The sequence below is a fragment of the Pseudoalteromonas sp. S3431 genome (assembly GCF_000690035.1).
Lineage (GTDB): Bacteria > Pseudomonadota > Gammaproteobacteria > Enterobacterales > Alteromonadaceae > Pseudoalteromonas > Pseudoalteromonas fuliginea.
Genome location: NZ_JJNY01000105.1, coordinates 1 through 20820 on the forward strand (window position 1 = coordinate 1; position 20820 = coordinate 20820).

A 20820-nucleotide genomic window follows, 5' to 3' on the forward strand; every position below is an offset into this window, starting at 1 on the left:
AAATACATAACTTACGGTGTAAGTTTTTTTAGTGCCTTGCTCGGTCAAATCAATTAAAAAGGCATCTTTTTCTTTATAAAACACGGCTTTTTGGGAAAAGTGGGTCGTCGTTACATTATTAAAATCCCCAAGCACTGTATCTTTATTGGCTAAAGCCATTGAACTTGCATGATCTGATTGTTTCCAATCACGGGTTTGTGGTTGATGACAAGACTGGCACTCATCGTTTGCAATCGTTGAAAAACAGCTGCATAAAAAAAGAACAACAAAAAGGCTGTTTTTTATATTTATCATTTTAGAATCCACCTTTAATAGCACACGAATGCATACTTAAAATTAAATAACGGGCCGCAGCTAAGCAATTAATAAATGGGCTTTACCTTTAAGCTGATACTGTTATTAGGCTTAAGTAATAGTGAGAAATTGAAAAATTAATTTTAAAATATCATACATCATATGTTTGCAATATTGTTATGTTTTGTTTAGTGTAGCGATATTGTGATTTATAAACGCATTATTTACAACTCAACCATAAAATTAACTAGCCGTAATAGTCTAATATAACCAATATGTTAGCTATGGTGTAATTAATATTTTTTAGCTATGTGCTTAACTATTATATTAAATAGGAAACTGTGATGAATAAGCTACTTGTTCTTCTTTCTGTATGTTTAGGCTTTTGCGTTAGTGCTAATGCAATGGCAAAAGCACAAACAGAAAAACCTAATATTGTTTTAATTTTTGCTGATGACGCAGGTTTTGGTGATTTTGGCTTTCAAGGTAGTACGCAGCTTAAAACACCTAATTTAGATAAACTCGCCCAAAGCGGTGTCCGTTTTACCCAAGGTTACGTGAGTGATTCTACTTGTGGTCCTTCACGCGCAGGTTTAATGACAGGTAAGTACCAGCAACGTTTTGGTTACGAAGAAATTAATGTACCTGGTTTTATGAGCGATAACTCGGCACTTAAAGGTGCAGATATGGGCTTGCCATTAGATCAAAAAACAATGGGCGATTACCTTAAGGAGCAGGGTTATAAAACAGCGGTATTTGGTAAGTGGCATTTAGGTGACGCCGACAGATTTCATCCTTTAAAACGTGGTTTTGATACCTTTTTAGGTTTTAGAGGTGGCGACAGAAGCTACTTTAACTATTCAGAACAAGAAATGAAAAATGGAAACAAACATTTTTTTGATAAAAAATTAGAACGCGACTTTGGTAATTACGAAGAGCCAAAAGAGTACTTAACCGATGTGTTAGGTAAAGAAGCCGCTAAATACATTGAACAAAACAAAGACGAACCATTTTTCATCTACTTAGCTTTTAATGCAGTACATACTCCGCTTGAATCAGATCCTAAAGATTTAGCTAAGTTTCCAAACTTAACGGGTAAACGTAAAGAACTTGCTGCAATGACCCTAGGTCTAGACAGAGCCAGTGGTTACGTACTTGATAAACTTAAAGAGCTAGGCTTAGATGACAATACTATTGTAGTTTTTTCAAACGACAACGGTGGCCCATCTGATAAAAACGCATCAAATAATGCACCACTTGCAGGTACTAAATCAAACCAGTTAGAAGGGGGAATTCGTGTACCATTTTTAATTAGTTGGCCAAAGCATATTAAACCAGGTTCGACTTACGACTACCCAGTAAGCACACTCGATTTACTGCCTACTTTTTACAGTGCAGCTAAAGGTAAAGCGTTAGGTAGTGATATTGATGGCGTTGATTTACTCCCTTATATTCAAGGTGAAAACACAGCACGCCCACATAAAGTGATGTACTGGAAAAAAGAAAACAGAGCTGTAATACGCGATAACGATTGGAAACTCATTCGTTACCCAGACAGACCAGCAGAGCTATACGACCTAAGCTCTGACATTAGTGAACAAACAGATTTAGCAGCAAAAAATCCTGAACGTGTTAAAACTATGTTTAAATCATTGTTTGAATGGGAATTAACGTTAGAGCGCCCGCGCTGGTTATTAAAAAGAAAATATGAAAAATATGATATAGACCGCATGGATAAATACCGTTTACCAGCAACTCAACCTTAATAACGCATAGGTAATAATAATGAAAATAGAATCCGTTGAAGCGCTTTTAGGCTGCGTAGGAAAACGTAATCAGCTATTAGTAAAAGTAGTAACCGAATGTGGCATAGTTGGCTGGGGCGAATCGGGTTTATCAAATCGAGAGCAGGCAGTTATTGGCGCAATACAGCACTTTTCGGGTTTTTTAAAAGGGCAAGATCCGCGTAAAATAGGCCGTATTTGGCAAGAGCTTTATCGTAGTCATTATTTTGAAGGGGGCCGTGTAATTACGGCTGCTATTTCGGCAATTGATATTGCACTTTATGATATTTTAGGTAAGTCATTACAAGTGCCTGTTTATCAGTTGTTAGGGGGTAAACAACGCGAGCACATAGCGTGCTTTGCGTGTTGTTATACAGAAGCAGATCCTGATAAATTTGACGATTTAGTTAAAGAAGCAAAAGCGCTTATCGCGCTCGGCTGGACAACAATAAGAGTCATACCGAGTCGTTTTGACGATTTACAGTTTTTTGAACCACAAGAATCTATAACGCGAACAGCGCGTTGCTTAAATGAATTACGAAAAGTACTGGGGCCTGATATTACACTCGGTATTGATTACCATCACAGATTAAGCGTGGCTGAGGCCGCTTCGTTTTGCCAACGTTTAAAGCCCGACACACTCGATTTTATTGAAGAACCGATTCGTCATGAATCTCCTGATGCCTATAAAACACTGCGTACTTTAACGCATATTCCTTTTGCAATTGGTGAAGAGTTTAGCTCTAAATGGGCAGCTAAGCCTTATATAGAACAGGGACTTACTCAGTATTTACGTGTGGATGTGTGTAACATTGGAGGCTTAACAGAAGCAATGAAAGTGGCTGGTTGGGCTGAGGCACATTATATAGATGTTATGCCACACAACCCGCTTGGTCCCGTGTGTACAGCAGCAACAAATCACTTTGCAGCAGCACTACCAAACTTAGGCTTAATGGAAACACACCAAGGTCCGTTTAGTGAATTTGGCGCCCATGATCCACTTCTTTTTCCTAAGCAGCATGTATTAACAGGCAATAAATTTACTATTCCTGAAGTACCAGGTTTAGGTGTTGAAGTGAACGAAGCCGCCTTTAGATTGGCAACCCCAGTAGAAACCGAAGCGCCGCATTTATCAAAGCGTGATGGTTCACATACCAACTGGTAACTAGTTAGAGAGTTAAATGAATACACTTACAGCGACTGTTTTTGATAACACACTAAATTTTGTCGGCGAGGGCCCTTTGTGGCACCCGATCACACAAACGCTTTATTGGGTTGATTTTCCAAACCATATTTTGTACAGCAAAAAAGGCGACCATAAAGTTGAGCAACGCTTAGATGATATGGTTACCGCTCTGGCTTTGGTAAACAATGAAACCCTATTACTAGCAAGTGATAAAGGCCTAAGTGCCTATAATACCAGTACGCATAAGCAAACTTTCTTGTGCAGTGTTGAAGCAGATAAACCTGACAACAGAAGTAACGACGGACGTGCCGATCCGTGGGGTGGGTTTTGGATAAGCACAATGCATGGCGATGCTAAAGAAAACGAAGGGGCTATATATCGTTTTCACAACGGAGTACTTACTCAGGTTGTTAGTGATTTAACGATACCCAACGGTATTTGTTTTGATAAGTCGCGTGCTAGAGCTTATTACGCAGATTCAAAAACGCAAAAAATTTACCGATTTGACGTCGACTCACTTACGGGTTCGCCAATAGCGGAGAGTGTGTTGTTTTTTGACTATTCAAGTTCAGCTGTATCACCTGATGGGGCTGTAATTGATAGCGAAGGCAACATGTGGATTGCACTTTGGGATGGCGCGCGTGTAGATTGCATATCGCCCGAAGCAAAGGTAATTGAAAGCTTAGCGACTCAAACACCTCGCCCTACCTGCCCAGCGTTTGGCGATGACGGTACAACACTTTACGTAACGTCAGCACAATGTGGCCTAGAAGATACCCCATTTGATGCTATACCTCACGGCACTACGCTTGCATTTAAAAATGCGGTAAAAGGCGTGTTTGAGCCTTGCGTTAAAATAGACGGCTTTTAATTTTAAGTATTTACTTTAAATATTAATTTTGTGTTTTTTCCTCTTACATTAATTAGATGTGAGAGGAAAACACATTGCACAGATAAACATCATATGTTTATATTGTTTTTACTAATTCTATCAATGTTATTCTTTTATATGTTGTAGATCACTCATTACCAACACAATAAAAGTATAAAAATAAACTAAGGGTAATACATTGAAAGACACACACACACAATCAACAAAAGCGATTAAGTACTCCCTCATTGCAGCATTTGGCGGGTTTGTATTTGGCCTAGACGCGGCCAATATATCCGGAGCATTACGCTATGTTAGCTCGCAGTTTGAGCTAACCAGTTTGGAAACAGGTAATGTTGTTGGTTGCGCCATTGTTGGCGTAATCATCGCACTGTTTTTTACAGGTACTTTATGTCAAAAATTTGGTCGTAAAAAGGTACTTATTGGCATTGCTTTAACGTATTCACTCTCTACGGTTATTTCTGCTTTTGCAGTAAGTTACCCCATGCTGGTTGTTGGGCGTTTTATAGGAGGGGTCGCATTTGCCTCTATAACTGTCTCAGCCATGTATATTGGTGAAATTGCACCCGCTAATAAACGAGGCCAATTTGTATCAGTTAATCAGTTGCTTATAACATTAGGTAGTTTATTTGCGTTTGTTGTTAATTACTTTTTTGTTAAAAACATGGGCTCAATTGAATGGTTAAATGAAGCCAATATTTGGCGTTATATGCTTGGCTTTGAAATTGTGCCTAATATTATTTGGTTTTCGTTATTAATGACGATTCCTGAATCTCCGCGCTGGTTAATAAGCAAAAAACGTGATGAAGAAGCACGCGCCGTATTCAAAGGTATGGGAATCAATAACAACGATACCGAAGTAGTACTTAATGATATTAAAGCAACCATTCAAGAAGATTCAAAAAACAGTGCGCTTGAACAACTTAAAGTCTTGTTTAGTAAGCCTATGCGTTTTGTTGTATTACTTGCTGTATGTTACGCAGTAGTGCAGGGCGCAACCGGCATGAACGCGGTATTGTTTTATGCACCTACGGTATTTGAACAAATAGGTATGAGCGTCGAAAACTCATTCTTGCAAACAATAGTACTTGGTGCGGTATCTGTATTATTTACATTGGTCGCCATATTTTTTGTTGAAAAACTCGGCAGAAGAACATTAACGATTACCGGTTTACTGCTTATTGCTGTTGCGCATGTATCAATTTGGTATGGCTTTGAAAATGCCACGTACTCACTTAACAGTGAAGCAATAACCAAAGTTGCAGAGCAAAAAGTAGATATTACAAAGCTGCACGTTTTCGAAAATAAAATATACAGCACCGATGTTGCTCTAAAAGCAGATCTTGCCACTATTTACAGTAAAAAAGAGCTACCAGTTGTTACGGGTGCAATTATTAATGCTTCTATAAATATTAGTCCTGCGTATGTTTTATTTGGACTATTTGCATTTTTAGCGGCTTTTAATATGTCGATAGGGCCAATAATGTGGGTGATATTTTCGGAGATATTTTCAAGCCGAGTACGCAGCGTTGCGCTACCATTTGCTGCCTTAGTACAGAGTATTTCTAGCTGGAGTATTCAGCAGTTTTTCCCTTGGCAATTAGAGAACATGGGCGCAGCAAACACGTTTTTATATTACGGAGGCGTCGCTATTGTAGGCTGTATTGTTATGGCATTCATACTTCCCGAAACTAAGGGCAAGTCTATTGAGGCCATTGAACGCGATTTGGTCCCTGGGTTCAATAAATAAGGAATATGACTATGTCATCACGATTATTAAACGAAGTTGCTATTGTCACTGGCGCAGCCGATGGTATTGGTAAAACAGTTGCACGCGTATTTTGTGAGCAAGGTGCTAAAGTGTGTGTTGCTGATATAAATAAAGAAATGGGTGAAAGTGTTGTAGCAGAGCTAAAAAGCAAAGGTTTTGATGCTATTTTTGCTCATACCGATATTAGTGATGAAACGGCTATAAAAAGCATGGTTGAAAAAGTAGTTAATGAACTCGGCAAGCCCAGTATTTTAGTTAATAACGCGGCTTTAATTAGCCCCGGGCGCAACGTAGATGACGTTACTCCACAAATGTGGCGGGATAGCTTTGCGGTTAATGTTGAAGGTATGTGGCAGTGTGCTGTAGCTGTACTTGAGCATATGAAAGACTTAGGCCGTGGCAGTATTATAAATGTAGGTTCAGTACATTCTTATAAAATTGTACCGGGATATTTTCCATATGCGGTAACTAAGCATGCGGTTATAGGGTTAACTAAAAACTTGGCCGTTGAATACGCAAAGCACAACATACGAGTAAACGCACTTTGCCCAGGCATGATAGAAACACCTATGGCGTTTAAGTCGTGGGAGCAAACAGACGATCCGCAAGCTTCACGCAAAGCAATGGGCGATGTACATCCTTTAAAACGAAATGGAACAACTGAAGAAATCGCTTATCCAGCCGTATTTTTAGCCAGTTCAGATTCGAGTTTTATGACAGGGCAAAGCTTAATTATTGATGGTGGCCGTTCTGTAATTTATCACGATTAAAGTGCTTAATTTAACACACTGTAAAGCTCATGGGTTTGAGGCTATTTTGCTAAAAAATAGTGAGCTTGCTATCACAGTCATTCCTCAGTTGGGTGCAAAAGTCATCTCTATTGTGAGTTTAAATCACAATAGAGAGTGGCTTGCACACGATAAACAAATTACTTTAAAACCTTCAAAAAACAATGATTTTTCTGAGCATGATAGTGGTGGCTGGGATGAATGTTTTCCGAGTATTTCTCCTCAATTGTATGATTATATCCCCGATAAAGCGCATTTTTCACATGATCATGGGGAGTTGTGGTGCCAGTCATGGCAGATAACGAATACCCATATCAGCGATGAAGAAATAATACTTAGTTTACAAGCTGAGGTTTTTGACTCTACTTTTACATTTATAAGAACGTTTACTTTGAAAAAACACAATAAGCGGCTGCTTGTTGATTACCACGTAAAAAATAACACAACTCATAATCTCCCTTTTATTTGGTCAGCGCATCCTATTTTTGCCATAAAGCCAGAGATGCGTATTTTAATAAATAACAAACAGATGGAGTTTAAAGTTGATGAAGGGCTTAGTCGTTTTTATAACGTTAATAGTGTGTTTGTTGACTGGAATGAGTGCTCAACTAGAGTCCCGCCGCTAAGCAAAGTCATGCCGTATAACAGTGGTTTTGCAAGTAAGGTTTTTAGCAAACACTTAAATACGGGCACTCATAAAGATCAAAATATAATTGTAAAACTGGTTGATGATAAAGCCCGGCAAAGCTGCGGGTTTGAATTTTCATCAGCAAGCATAAGTCATTTAGGGCTTTGGTTTAATTACAATGGTTGGTCTGCCAATGAGCATCTTCCACCTTTTGTGCTTGGGATAGAACCTTGCATAGGCAATAACGATTCTTTACACAAAGCCATGGCGAGTGAAGAGGAGGGCTTAATTAGAGGCAATGCTCATAAATCTTGGCATATGAGTTTTTTTGTTAATTAAATGTATTTTGTGTTTGCTCAATCAAACATCATATGTTTAAATAGTTATTATGTATTGAGGCCAAGTGTCTTACTTTAATCATTTAGCCCTTAGGGTGTTGTAGATAATAATGGAGCGACAGAATGCTTTCTAAACAATTGTATATTGGTGGAAAATTAATAACGAGTGACGCAACGACTGAAATTATTAATCCTGCAACACTCGAAGTTGTAGGCGAAATTTCGGCTGCAGGTATTGATGAGGCAAACATGGCCTTAGAGTCTGCGCAAGAAGCATTTTTAAGTTGGTCTACAACGCCTGCAACAGAGCGTGCTCAATGGATGCTTAAACTGCGTGATGCGGTAATTGCAAACGAGCAACATTTACGTGAATGTGTGCATTTAGAAATGGCAAAACCATGGCAGTCAACAGTTGACGACTTTCAAATGTTAGTTGATAGCCTTAATTTTTACGCTGATGCCATTGTTAATATCGCCGATGAAGAATTAACAGATAATGAAGGTACGCACAGCCACGTTCTTTCGCGTGAACCTGTTGGTGTGGCTGCAGCATTTTTAGCATGGAACTTTCCATTATTAAACTTAGCTTATAAATTAGGGCCGGCCATGGCTGCGGGCTGTCCGCTTGTAGTAAAGCCGTCAAGTAAAACGCCTTTGTCTGCTTATGCAGTAGGCGAATTATGTGAACAAATCGGATTGCCAGCTGGTGTGGTTAATATACTTTCGGGCACGGATAGCACCGTAGGCGATGCTATTTCAGCATCAACTATCCCCTCTGTACTTACTTTAATTGGTTCTACAAATGTGGGTAAACATGTAATTGCAACCGGTGCTACGTCAATCAAGCGTTATTCAATGGAACTTGGTGGTAATGCGCCTGCCATTGTATGCAGCGATGCAAATTTAGATAACGCAGCCGATGTAATTTGTGGCGTTAAGTTTGCCAACGCAGGGCAAATTTGTGTTACTCCAAATCGTGTATTTGTACACGAAAGCGTTGCAGACGAATTTATTGAAAAAGTACTTACTCGTGCAAAAGCAGTAAAAGTTGGTTTTGATAAAAATGATGCTATTGATATGGGCCCGGTTATGGATGCTAACTCATGGCAGCGTATTGATGATCTTGTCAAAGGTGCACAGCAAAATGGCGCTAAATTACAGTGTGGTGGTAAAAAGCCCGCAGGTGTTATTGGCTATTTTTACGAGCCAACGGTGCTTACCAATATTGACTCGAACATGAAAATTTATAAAGAAGAAATATTTGGCCCGGTTATTAGCATTGTTACATTTAGCGATGAAGAACAGGTACTTAAAGATGCGAACGACACCGATGCTGGTTTGAGCTCATTTATTTTTAGCAGCAACGAAGACACAATATCTCACTTTGCAAAGCATTTACGTTTTGGCGAAGTACAAGTAAACGGTATTAAATACAGTATTAATTTACCGCACTTTGGCATTAAACAATCGGGTGTTGGGGCTGATTGCTCGTTATTAGCTTTAGATGATTATCTTGTCTATAAGCGTGTTTCACGTGCGTTAAAGGTTTAAGGAACAGACAATGAAAATCACTCAAATTATTAGCCACGTTTTACAATATGACCTAGACGAAGAACTTGGTTATTCGCAGCAATATTACGCTAAACGCACTGCGCATTTAGTTGAAGTTCGTACCGACATAGGTATTACAGGTTGGGGCGAATGTTTTGGCGGTGGTGGCGTGGCATTTGCTAATAAAACCATTGTTGAGCATGTTATTCAACCCATGATTTTGGGAATGGACCCACTCGACAGAGAAGTAATTTGGCATAAAGTTTATAACTTACTGCGCGATCATGGTCAAAAAGGTATGCCTATTCAATCTTTATCTGGTGTAGATATTGCTTTGTGGGACATTGCAGGTAAATTTTTAGATCAACCCGTTTATAAGTTGTTAGGGGGGGCTTTTAGAGACCGAATTCCTGCTTATGGGTACGGCATGATGTTACAAAAGTTTCCTAACCTAGAAGAACGCTTTACCGAAGAAAGCCAACGTATTAAAGAAATGGGCTTTACGGCAATGAAAATGAAAATAGGCCTTTCACCAGATCGCGATATAAAGCTTGTTGAAGCTGTGCGAAAAGGCATTGGTCGCGATATGCGGCTAATGGTTGACGCTAACCATGCATACACCGCGCGCGAAGCTATTCCGCTAGGTCGAGAGCTGCAAAATTTAGGCGTGTACTGGTTCGAAGAACCGGTCGCACCAGAGGATCATCAAGGCTACCGCGATTTATGTGAAGCACTTGATATGAGCATTGCTGGTGGCGAAGCTGAATTTACTCGTTGGGGCTTTAGAGATTTAATTAAAAACCGCTGCGTCGATTTATTGCAACCAGAAGTATGTGCACTAGGTGGTATTACCGAGTATCAAAAAGTATTAGCGATGGCGCACGCGCATTTTGTTCCTGTTATAAACCATGTGTGGGGTTCGGCTATTGCGGTTGGCACTAACCTACATTTATTGGCTGCATTACCTGATTTACCTGGTGCTGCACACCCAGTACAGCCTATGCTTGAGTACGATACAACGCCAAACTTATTTAGGGAGCAGCTATTGCAAGAGTCTCTAAACATTAACGAGCAAGTTAAAAATAACAACGGAACTGTTGCGCTACCACAAGGTCCAGGCCTTGGTATTGAGCCTGATCTTGATTTTATTAAACATTACGAAGTATCAATTTAATAATTAAGGGCAGAGTTCATGAGTAATAACAAAAGCAACTTACCAGCATTAATTATTGTTGACTGGGGAAGCTCCAACTTTAGAGCTTTCTTAGTCGATAACAAAGGCATGATTTTAGATACTGTCAATGGTGAGCAGGGCGTACTTTCGATTAAAAATGGTTGTTTAGAAACCGTATTACTTAGCTATATATCAGATTGGTTATTAGAATATAAAATGCCGATTATTATGGCTGGAATGGTAGGCGGCGCAATTGGTTGGCAAGATACAGGCTATGTAAATACGCCAGCCAACCTTGACAGTATGAGCGTAAGCCTTTGCAAAGCAAATAATAAAGCAGATCTACGAATTAGCATTGTGCCGGGTATTAAATACGTTATGGAAAATAACGTATGTGATGTAATGCGTGGTGAAGAAGTACAAGTATTTGGCGCCGTTTTAGATGTAGAGCAAACAGCGGGTGAGCTAAGTAATCAAACCTTGGGTGAGACTATGTTTTGCTTACCAGGCACACACTCTAAATGGGTAGAAGTTGCTAAAGATACTCAAAATAAAACAGTAATCACCAGCCTTACCACCTTCATGACCGGTGAAATGTTTGATTTATTGACTAAACAAAGCATTTTAGGTGAAGGGTTAGAGTCACTAGTTAGCACTCAAACAGACATGCCCAGCTTTTTAAAAGGCGTTGGGGTTAGTCAGGTTCAAAGCAGTTTATTAAGTGCATTATTTAGTGCGCGTACTTTGAAGTTAGATAAACAATTAGCGCTACAAAACGTCCCAAGTTACATATCTGGTTTACTTATTGGCGCTGAGCTCGCGGGTATTAGAAGTAAGTTAAATGACATTAAGCATGTTTATTTGATTGGTAACTCGAGCTTGAACACTCTCTATTGTGAAGCGTTAAAAGAACTTGGCTTTACTTCTTCTATTTTAAGCAGTGCAACAGCATCAACTAAAGGCATGTTTACGCTTGCTATAAATGCGGGTTTAGTCACTGAAAAGGAATCTCAATTATGTCATTAATTTCGTTAACTCACGCTATGAAACAATTACCACTGGTTGCTATTTTACGAGGTATTACTCCAATCGAAGTGCTTGATTATGCAGAGGTACTTATTGATATTGGCTACCGCGTAATTGAAGTGCCACTTAATTCTCCTGATGCATTTAAAAGTATTAAGCTATTAAGTGATAAGTACGCAGATATAGCCATTATTGGCGCAGGTACGGTTGTTACCAAAGACGAAGTTAATCAAGTAATTAAAGCGGGTGGCCGTATTATTATATCGCCGCATAGCGATGTAGAGCTAATCCGTTTTAGTAAATTAAAAGGACTGTATTGCGTACCAGGATTTTATACACCGACTGAAGGCTTTGCCGCACTTCATGCTGGTGCAGACGCACTTAAATTTTTTCCGGCAGATACCGCAGGTCCAAAAGGTTTAAAAGCGATTACCACAGTACTTTCCAATATTGATATTTATCCTGTCGGTGGCGTGTCGCCTCAGAATCAAGATGAGTTTGTTGATGCAGGCGCATCAGGGTTTGGTTTAGGGAGTGGTTTATATAAAGTAGGAATGGGTTTAGAAGAGTTTACGGCTAATGCTAAAAAGTACGCTGCATATTACCTTTAGTTAATTTGAATTTATAAAAAACGTTGTTGTGTTTGCATCGCTAGCTCATCATTCCTCTCACTTTAAATGATGAGCTAGCGGTGCTATTTAGAATAAATTAAATATCCATTAACTTAGCTAAATTGGCTTTAGCATCAGCTAAAAGCTTTTCGGTAAGGGCTTGAGCTTTTTCACTATTACCCGTAGCAATAGCATCAAATACTTCTCTGTGAAATGGAATTGAAGCATGATTACTTTGTGCACTTTGGTTCGTTACTTTAATACTGACAAGTAACGCTGAAAAAATAACGCATTCCATCGAAATGAATAATTCATTATGAGAAGCCCGTAAAATAGCGCCATGAAAATGTGCATCAGCAATAACAAATTTATCTAAATCGCTTACCGAACTTTGCATTTCATTTAATGCATTTTCAATTGCTTTAATATCCTCAGGCTTTGCGCGTTGGGCTGCTACACTGGCTGCTTTTGGTTCAAATGCTAATCGAAATTCCATTAATTGAGTTAAAAACTCGGGGTTAAGTGGGGCGCTTAAATGCCATGCAAGAACATCATCGTCAAGTAAAGCCCAGTTATCACGCGTTTTTACACGAGTGCCAATGCCTCGGCGGACATCTAAAAGTCCTTTACCGACAAGAATTTTTACTGCATCACGAACAACAACTCGACTTACTTGAAAGCGTTCAGCTAAACGGTTTTCATCATCAATTAGCGAGCCAGGAGTATATGTGCCAGCAACAATTCTACGGCCTAATTCTTTAGCTACCTGCACCGGTAAGCTGGGTGACATGGCGCTGCTGCGTCTTAGATCGTAGTACGTTAATTCGCTCATAGTATCTTAGTGTCCGTATTATTTATTTATACATACTATTTATACGAATTTGCGACAATAAACAATGGCTATTTGCTATTTACTGTAGCAGAAAGACGAAAGCTGGCATCTTTGAGGAGTTTTTCGGTGAGTAATTCGGCTTTATCGGCATCTTTTGCAGCAATTGCTTCGTAGACTTCACGATGAAATGGAATGGATGCACCGTTATCGCGGGGGTCTTTATTTGTTACTTTAATACTGACTAAAAGTGCAGAATAAATAACGCCTTCCATTGAGGCTAAAAAGCTATTTTGAGCTGCTTTTATAATGGCTTTATGAAATAAAGAGTCAGCAATAATAAAATCTTCTGCGCTATTATCTGTTTCAGCCATGCGATCGCATGCAGCTGCAATTTCAATTAAATCTTCGGGACGTGCGCGTTCTGCAGCCCAGCGAGCAGCTTTTGGTTCAAAAGCCAAACGAACATCCATTAATTGCTCTAAAAACTTACGATTAGGTGGTGCTGACAAATGCCATGCTAATACGTCATCGTCCAGCATGTTCCATCTATCTCGAGGTAGTACACGCGTGCCAATACCTCTGCGTACATCAAGTAGACCTTTGCTTACTAAGATTTTTACCGCATCGCGTACTACCACACGGCTTACTTGGTAGCGTTTAGCGAGTGCATCTTCATCATCAATTAAACTGCCGGCTTCAAATGATCCAGACACAATGCGTCTGCCAATTTCTTTAGCCACTTGAACAGAAAGGCTCGCTGCCATTCCTGATGTTTGTTTTAGGTCGTAATATATAAGTTCGCTCATACCTTCAATATAAACATATTATGTTTGGCTGGTCAATGTAATGTGTACAAAATAGGGGGGGTAACTAATTTTAAACGTTGCATAGTGGGAATATAATAAAGATCGCTGATGAGCGATCTTTATAACAATTTGGGTTACTGCAATAAAGCGTTAAAACTTAGCGCGTAAACCTATACGGTAGCGCGGACCAGTATATTGGGTATTAATTACACGCTCTTTTACATCGGCATATTGGTAGGTACGTTCATCAGTTATATTTATTGCTTCGCCCGTAAGCGTAAAGTTATCGTTAACCACATAAGACATACTAAAGTCGAGCTGACCATAGGCTGCAGTATGCTCTGGTAATCCACCACTGCGTATACCTGCTCGGCTACTTAAAAAGTCATCTCGCCAGTTGTAGGCTAAACGCGCTTGAAATGCATTTTTATCGTAGTAGGCAACAATGTTATAAGAGTTTTCGGCAAATCCCTCCAATTTATCACCAGGGTCGGTGACACCTGGAAGCTCTATTTTTTGTGTGTTTTTATTTGTTGTATCAGCCCATGTATAGTTTGCTTGCACACCTAAGCCATTTAAAAAGCTCGGTAAATAATCCATGTTATGTTGTACAGCAAGTTCTACCCCACTAATTGAGCCGCCTGATTGGTTTTGCTTCGTATTAATGGTTTCGTTTACATTGCCGTATCCATCAATACTTACTGATGAATCAATATATTGCGACCCATCCCAAATGTCGGGTGTATTATCTAAATAAGTTATTTGTGCAATTGTGCTAGATATATCCTTTTTGAAAAAGTTAACTGCGTAAGCATCGCCGCTATCACTATAATATTCAAAAGATAAATCGTATTGATCAGCCTTATAGGGTGCTAAATAAGGATTGCCACCTGTTTGAGAAAAGCTACCTGCTTGCATATCTGTATACGTTGTTTGTACACCAATGTCGTCAATGGCAGGGCGCGACATTACTTTAGCAGCTGCGGCTCTTACCAATAAATTATCACTTAAATTAATACTAAAATTAACACTAGGTAACCAGTTAGTGTAACTATTTTTTGCTTTAAGGCTTCCTGGGTCTGTGTAATCAACTACTAGTAAAGGTTGGCCATTATCAAGTTCACCGGTATAACCTAAACGTCGTTTACCGTAACCACTTGAACTTGTATCAGTTTTTACGTAACGAACTCCTACATTACCGCGCCAATCGTAATCACTAATTAAGCCGCTTAGGTTCAACTGCGAATAAGCACTTATTTTCTCTTCTTTCACACTTGATGATGCAATTTCGTTATATTGCTCGTTTGGCCAATTTGGGTTTTTGGTCATATCACGAATAGCGCTATGGTATTTATTTATATCAGCAAACAAAAAGTCACGCGGAAAATTACCCGGCTCACTGCTTAAAAAATCTGAATAGGGACTTGCTGAAAATATGTCATCAGGCATGTCTCTAAGTTCGCCACAAATATCGGCATCGGGTGCTACTAAGCCACAGTTATCTTCATGGAATGTTTCAAAGCGATCTCTTATTTTTTCACGATCTGAATACGCAATACCAAAATCGATTGAATCTAAGGTTAGGCTTTTAGTGAACTCTAAGTCGAGTAGGTATTTCCCTTTTGTTTGTAGCTCCGTAATCGTGTCTTGCAATTCGTAATGTGAAACTTGATTCCAATGTGCTCTTACGCTTGTCGGCGAAGCATAATCAATGGTTGTGTCTAAATTAACGGTATCAGTGTTTCTAAAATCAAAATCTAAACTGTCGTTTCGCTCAGGTGAGATATAATTAGGAACTAATAAGTCATTTCGCGGCGTTGATTTAGATGTTGAATGGCTTATATCAAACTCAAGCGTTAATACATCAAACTCTTTTACAGAATTAAATCCAAACGCCTGTGTTTTTGATTTTGATTCAAGCTCTTGAAATAAACCATCAATTCTAAAATCTACATTGTCACCGGTTCCGCCCAGTGTTCTTCCCGAAAACTTAGTGCCTGATAAAATTGTACCCTTGTCTGACACGACCACATTTCGCCAATTAGGATATTGTAAACCGGCTTGTAAACCTTGAGTTTGAGTTTCTACCGAGAGGTCGGTATACATGTAATCAAATGTATTAGTGAAACTTGAATCTGGTGCCCACTGAAAACTGGTATTAATACCAATACGTTCGCGATGCTCTTGTCCTAATGCGTACTCAATTCGACCTGCATGGCGAAGCATGCTCGGCGTCACCACATTTCCATCTAAATTATGAATGTCGCCTTCAATAACACCTGGCTCATTATTAAGTAATAACCAGCGAGTTGTACCCATTGAATCGTATCGGTTATCACTTTTTTGTTGCGAAAGAGCAATATTAAACCCGAATGTTTCATCAGCAAACGTATTGCTAAATAATGCAGAGTATTCAGGGCTTGTTTCGCCAGAAAGCTCACTGTATTTAGCGTTTATAGAGCCCAGCACATGCAATCCTGGATTATCTAAAGGGCGTGCTGTTTTAACGTTAACATAAGCACCAATACTGCCTTCAGGCGTTTTAGCGGTGGGAGACTTAACTACATCAGCCCCCGAAATTAGCTCTGCTGCTAATACTTGAAAATCAAATGAGCGACCAATTTCAGAGGTTGCTAATGTACGTCCGTTTAAAGTAACAACGTTAAATTCTGGGCCGAAACCACGAACTGTTATTTTTGAGCCCTCACCATTTACACGGTTAATTGAAACACCTGGAATACGCTGCAAGGATTCGGCAACGTTTTGATCTGGAAACTTACCAATATCTTCAGCAACAATACTATCTTGAACACTATCGCTGTAACGTTTTAATGAGGACGCGGCCTCTAAACTTGAGCGAACGCCCGTAACTACAATTATTTCAGTGTCACCTTTACCTTCGCTTTGTGTAGCCGCTTGTGCAAAAGAGCAACTTGAAAGGGTAGCTAAAATAGCAAGCACAATCTTTTTCTTATGATACATAGTGATCTCCATATTGGTGTGTAGTTGTGTCAGATTAAAGGTATTTACTAATGACCCCGTATATTTGATAAATAAACTTAAAGCAATGTTACGTCATACGAATCTAAACATCACATGTATTGGCGTCAAGTTAAATTTGTAAAACACATTTTGTATTCGCGATTTTAGTTCCCACATGCTACTTAAACACAAAATTAAACTGGCTTATTTGTGTTATTTATATAAACATAATATGTTAGTTAATTGAATACATAAAAGGTAGGGTAAAGTTTGATAGAAAACCTATTAACGTGGGATATATTTATGCGTTGTATTATTCCGTTATTGGTAGCTAATATATTTTTTATGGCACTGGTTTACTTCTCTCTCGTACGTAAACGTTTTGGTACTGCCTATAACTATTATGTAATATTTTTTATTACATTTATTTTTTATTTGTGCGGGCCTTTACTTAACGCACTTCCTATTGAGCATACTAAACCTTACCTGCAGCTCGGGCGTACTATTTTATTTTTTTGGTTCGGACTTCCTTCTTTATTGGTTGCCCTTTTTAGACAATCAGACATATTGCTGCCCCATGCAGTACAATATTTCAGCTACGCTTTTGGCTTTGTATTTTCACTTAGTTATTTGGTATTAACTGATTTGACTCACCCTAAAATAAACGTGCTTTTAGATTTTGGGGTCGTTATTGGACCTTTTACTTGGCTGGTAATAAACCATGTTTATTACTTACAGGTAGTGGCTATTATGATGTTATTAATTTTGCCATGTGGATATTTGCTTTTGCATGGGAAAAATCTGAAAAACCATGGCTATATATACAGTGCATTATGTTTAGGTGTTGTCGCTGTGCTAGGGAGTGTTTACCAGCATTGGGTATTCTATTATGCGGGTACAAGTGTTTGTGGTCTAATTTGGGCTGCAGCAATATTTAAAGATATATACATTACAAATAACGCGCTTAGGTTAAATACTGCGCCAGCGTCACTCTTTAAACCTGAAAAAAATCATACATTGGATAAAAATAAGTTTATAAATAGCTCTCTTTTGCTCAAGAATAAGCTTAAAAAAGCTAATTTAATAGTATGTTTCGGCGTCGTAAAATCACAGCTAAATAAACGTTACTTAGCCTCGGTCTTTAAATACGTTAATAAATATTTTTCCCAAGTTACTTACATTTTTCTATCCGACAAACATTTAGTAAAGCATAACACTAATACCAAAGGGGTTAGTGTTAATGAAGATGTTGTAAGAGCTGCGCAGCGATATATCGACAAAAATTACTCTAAAAACATTAACATTGACATAATTGCCTGTGCCATTGGAGTAAGTCGTTCTTACTTAATAAAGCAATTTAGGCAGGCAACAAGTAATACAATTAACAATCAAATAATTGATATACGAATAGAAAAAGCAAAGGTTATGTTGCTTGAAAAGTCCGTAACAGAAACGGCCTTTGAGGTTGGTTTTAATAATTCAAATTATTTTGCTACGGTTTTCAAAAAAAGAACAAACTTTACCCCGAGGCAATTTAAAGATATTTTTACTGGGAAAACTACAACTAAATAATGGGTAAAAGCCGTTTTTAGAGAACTTAGTACCCATATTTTGAGGTTTATACCATTATTTTCATATTAAATTAGCTAATCGGCCATGTTGCATTCGTGCAATTTATCGGCTGATGTTAGGCATTAAATTATGCAGTTAAATAACCTTGTTTCCCTGTGTAAATTAATGCCTGACCACGCAATTCTGTACACAGTTTTTATGTGTTTACAGATTCGGTTTATACTGACAACTAATGGATAAATAATGAACCTTACAAATACAGTAATTTTACCGGTATCAGCGTTAGGTATGCTACTAATAAGTTCAGCATCCCAAGCAGACATGCAACCACCTATAGCAAAACCTGGCGAAACATGGATTTTACAAGTTAAGCGCTCGGATGAGTTCGATGTAAAAGACGCGACTAAGTGGAATTTTCAAACTGAAAACTACGGTGTTTGGTCTTGGAAGAATGAAAATGCAACCGTCTCCGATGGAAAATTAAAGCTTACAACTAAGCGTGAAACGCATCAGCGTAACTTTTGGGATGGATGTAATCAAAAACAACTGACTAATTATCCACTTTATTATACATCAGGGGTAGCTAAGTCTAGAGCTACAGGCAACTACGGATATTATGAAGCGCGCATTAAAGGCGCAAGTACGTTTCCTGGTGTTTCACCTGCATTTTGGATGTACAGCACAATTGACCGCTCTTTAACTGAAGAAGGCGATGTGCAGTACAGCGAAATAGATGTAGTGGAGCTAACTCAAAAACGCTCGGTAAGAGAGTCAGACCATGATCTGCATAATATTGTAGTAAAAAATGGCAAGCCTACTTGGATGCGCCCTGGTACATTTCCTGATACAAACCATAGCGGCTACCACCTACCTTTTGATCCGCGTAATGATTTTCATACCTATGGAGTTAATGTAACTAAAGATGACATTACGTGGTATGTAGATGGCGTTGTTGTAGGTCAGAAAAAAAATCTTTATTGGCATCGCCAAATGAATCTAACTCTATCGCAAGGTCTTCGCGCCCCGCATACCGAGTGGAAGTGTAATCAATTTTATCCATCAGCTAATAACTCAGAGCAAGGTTTTCCAACGTCTATGGAAGTTGATTATGTTAGATCATGGGTAAAAGTTGGGAATAATACAAATCCAGATGGAGGGGATTCTCAGGGCGGGAATTCATGCCCTGATACGTGGGTTGGTGTTAACAGTGTGAGTATAAGTTCACCAACACAAGCGTTGAGAAAAGGCCAGTCAGCAACGATTGAATCGACGGTGTTACCTGCCTGCGCAACGAACAAAAATGTTATTTATTCTACTAGCAATAAAAATGTAGCTACCGTGAATAATGCCGGAGTTGTTAAAGCCAAAAATAAAGGCAGCGCGACAATTACGGTTAAAACTAAAAATAAAGGCAAAATAGATACTTTAGCCGTGAGTGTAATATAAATTAAAACTAATTAGCCTCAAAAGGATTTGAGGCATGCTATTTTCAAGTCGCAGAGCAATGATTTTAGGGACTTAATAATATGACGAATACAAATTTACGCCGCTTGGGTCTTACTTTTATGTGCTTAATAATAGCTTGTGTATGTATACATTTGGCAAATAGCCCTAATGATAAGCCAATAGAAGATGGTAATATTAAATTTTATAAAGTAGACGTTCCCCCACGTTTTACAAAAAAAATACTTAATAGCAACAGTGCCTCTAAGTCTATAGTTAAAAAGCCGCAATATATAATTATGTTGAATAAAGCGTTATTAATAGGCGCTCAACAACAACGTATAGAAAAAATAAGCGACATTTTAAAAATGTGGATAAAAAAAGCGCCTTATTCTTGTTTGAGTTGGCTTAATCAGCAACGTGCTACTAAGGAACGTACGTTATATATCAGTAAAGTAATGCGTATATTAATCTCAGAAAATTTATCAATAGCAAGTGACATCATCTTAAGTACACAAGAGTTTTATTCAAATTTGAATATTGTTAACGAATACTTAAATGCACAGGCGAAAGTAAATCCTTATTATGCAATTGATTGGCTAAATGCATTAGATAATTCCAATATCAAAAAAGAGGCTGAACTCAGCTTGTTAAAAGTGTGGGCAAAACACGATCCTATTCAGTTACTAGAATACCTTGAAATAAATACACAAATAAAAGCGAATGATCGTAAACTAATTCAACATGAACTAGCGCTACAATTAACGAGTCAAAACCCACAAAAGCTACAAGATGAATTTTATACTTACCCATCATTATTACAGCCAGATTTAGCGTACTCTATTATTAGTCAATGGCCAGAAGGTGAACTTAATAAGGCACTAGAATGGATACATATGTTAGAGGGTGAGGAAGCAAAATTTTACGCGATACAGAGCTATATTGACTATACAGGCTCATCCATAGTTGGCCTTACTCCGCTAATAGAGCAAATTCACAACCCAACATTGCGTGCCCGTTTGTTTGATAAATTGTAATAAACCTATAATAAGCAAAGCTAAACAATACACTTAATGTATGTAAATGTAGTATGTTTTGGTGTGTATGTTGCTGCATGATTATCAGGAAATACTTAATCTAAA

17 protein-coding genes are annotated in these 20820 nt (G+C 38.5%); 13 read left to right on the forward strand and 4 right to left on the reverse strand.

The features are described from left to right. The coding region (locus DO88_RS0118450; protein WP_033040934.1) for a multiheme c-type cytochrome at nt 1–294 on the reverse strand (294 nt) is incomplete at its 3' end. Between the two features lie 344 nt (nt 295–638). Here DO88_RS0118450 and DO88_RS01410 point away from each other — a divergent pair. From DO88_RS01410 to DO88_RS01365, 10 genes are all read left to right on the forward strand, one after another. Beyond that, nucleotides 639–2060, forward strand: a complete 1422-nt coding sequence (locus tag DO88_RS01410; protein ID WP_007378529.1) for a sulfatase — start codon at nt 639–641, stop codon at nt 2058–2060. Between the two features lie 19 nt (nt 2061–2079). Further along, on the forward strand, nt 2080–3243 hold the full coding sequence (locus tag DO88_RS01405) for a mandelate racemase/muconate lactonizing enzyme family protein (RefSeq protein WP_007378528.1): 1164 nt from the start codon (nt 2080–2082) through the stop codon (nt 3241–3243). Nucleotides 3244–3259: 16 nt separating this feature from the next. Continuing rightward, nucleotides 3260–4135: an SMP-30/gluconolactonase/LRE family protein gene (locus DO88_RS01400; protein ID WP_033030427.1), complete on the forward strand. Its 876-nt coding sequence runs from the start codon at nt 3260–3262 to the stop codon at nt 4133–4135. A 199-nt stretch (nt 4136–4334) separates the two neighbouring features. Beyond that, nucleotides 4335–5906 (forward strand): sugar porter family MFS transporter, encoded by a 1572-nt coding sequence (locus DO88_RS01395; RefSeq protein WP_045984436.1) that lies wholly within the window; start codon nt 4335–4337, stop codon nt 5904–5906. A gap of 11 nt (nt 5907–5917) precedes the next feature. Beyond that, a complete protein-coding gene (locus tag DO88_RS01390; RefSeq protein WP_007378525.1) occupies nt 5918–6697 on the forward strand; it encodes an SDR family NAD(P)-dependent oxidoreductase in 780 nt (259 codons plus the stop codon). 46 nt (nt 6698–6743) lie between these two features. Then, nucleotides 6744–7682: a hypothetical protein gene (locus DO88_RS01385; protein WP_131649259.1), complete on the forward strand. Its 939-nt coding sequence runs from the start codon at nt 6744–6746 to the stop codon at nt 7680–7682. A 122-nt stretch (nt 7683–7804) separates the two neighbouring features. After that, entirely contained in the window at nt 7805–9232 is a 1428-nt protein-coding gene (locus DO88_RS01380) for an NAD-dependent succinate-semialdehyde dehydrogenase (RefSeq protein WP_033030423.1), read from the forward strand. A gap of 10 nt (nt 9233–9242) precedes the next feature. Further along, nucleotides 9243–10406, forward strand: a complete 1164-nt coding sequence (locus DO88_RS01375; protein WP_007378522.1) for a mandelate racemase/muconate lactonizing enzyme family protein — start codon at nt 9243–9245, stop codon at nt 10404–10406. Nucleotides 10407–10424: 18 nt separating this feature from the next. After that, nucleotides 10425–11432, forward strand: a complete 1008-nt coding sequence (locus DO88_RS01370; RefSeq protein ID WP_007378521.1) for a 2-dehydro-3-deoxygalactonokinase — start codon at nt 10425–10427, stop codon at nt 11430–11432. After that, nucleotides 11423–12043, forward strand: a complete 621-nt coding sequence (locus tag DO88_RS01365) for a 2-dehydro-3-deoxy-6-phosphogalactonate aldolase (RefSeq protein ID WP_033030421.1) — start codon at nt 11423–11425, stop codon at nt 12041–12043. The genes DO88_RS01370 and DO88_RS01365 overlap by 10 nt, the downstream gene beginning before the upstream one ends. Nucleotides 12044–12140: 97 nt before the next feature. On the opposite strand, the gene DO88_RS01360 is transcribed toward DO88_RS01365, so the two are convergent. The 3 genes from DO88_RS01360 to DO88_RS01350 all read right to left on the reverse strand — a co-directional run bounded on the left by DO88_RS01360 (nt 12141) and on the right by DO88_RS01350 (nt 16663). Next, nucleotides 12141–12875, reverse strand: a complete 735-nt coding sequence (locus DO88_RS01360; RefSeq protein ID WP_033023829.1) for a FadR/GntR family transcriptional regulator — start codon at nt 12873–12875, stop codon at nt 12141–12143. 68 nt (nt 12876–12943) lie between these two features. Further along, entirely contained in the window at nt 12944–13681 is a 738-nt protein-coding gene (locus DO88_RS01355; RefSeq protein WP_007378518.1) for a FadR/GntR family transcriptional regulator, read from the reverse strand. 150 nt (nt 13682–13831) lie between these two features. Then, nucleotides 13832–16663, reverse strand: a complete 2832-nt coding sequence (locus DO88_RS01350; protein ID WP_007378517.1) for a TonB-dependent receptor — start codon at nt 16661–16663, stop codon at nt 13832–13834. Nucleotides 16664–16966: 303 nt separating this feature from the next. On the opposite strand from DO88_RS01350, the gene DO88_RS01345 reads away from it, so the two are divergent. From DO88_RS01345 to DO88_RS01340, 3 genes are all read left to right on the forward strand, one after another. Next, nucleotides 16967–18235, forward strand: coding sequence for a helix-turn-helix transcriptional regulator (locus tag DO88_RS01345; RefSeq protein WP_007378516.1), 1269 nt, complete (start codon nt 16967–16969; stop codon nt 18233–18235). Nucleotides 18236–18478: 243 nt separating this feature from the next. Continuing rightward, nucleotides 18479–19681: a family 16 glycosylhydrolase gene (locus DO88_RS0118455; protein ID WP_007378515.1), complete on the forward strand. Its 1203-nt coding sequence runs from the start codon at nt 18479–18481 to the stop codon at nt 19679–19681. Nucleotides 19682–19761: 80 nt separating this feature from the next. Then, nucleotides 19762–20715: a hypothetical protein gene (locus DO88_RS01340; RefSeq protein WP_033023827.1), complete on the forward strand. Its 954-nt coding sequence runs from the start codon at nt 19762–19764 to the stop codon at nt 20713–20715. Nucleotides 20716–20820: the final 105 nt, after the last annotated feature.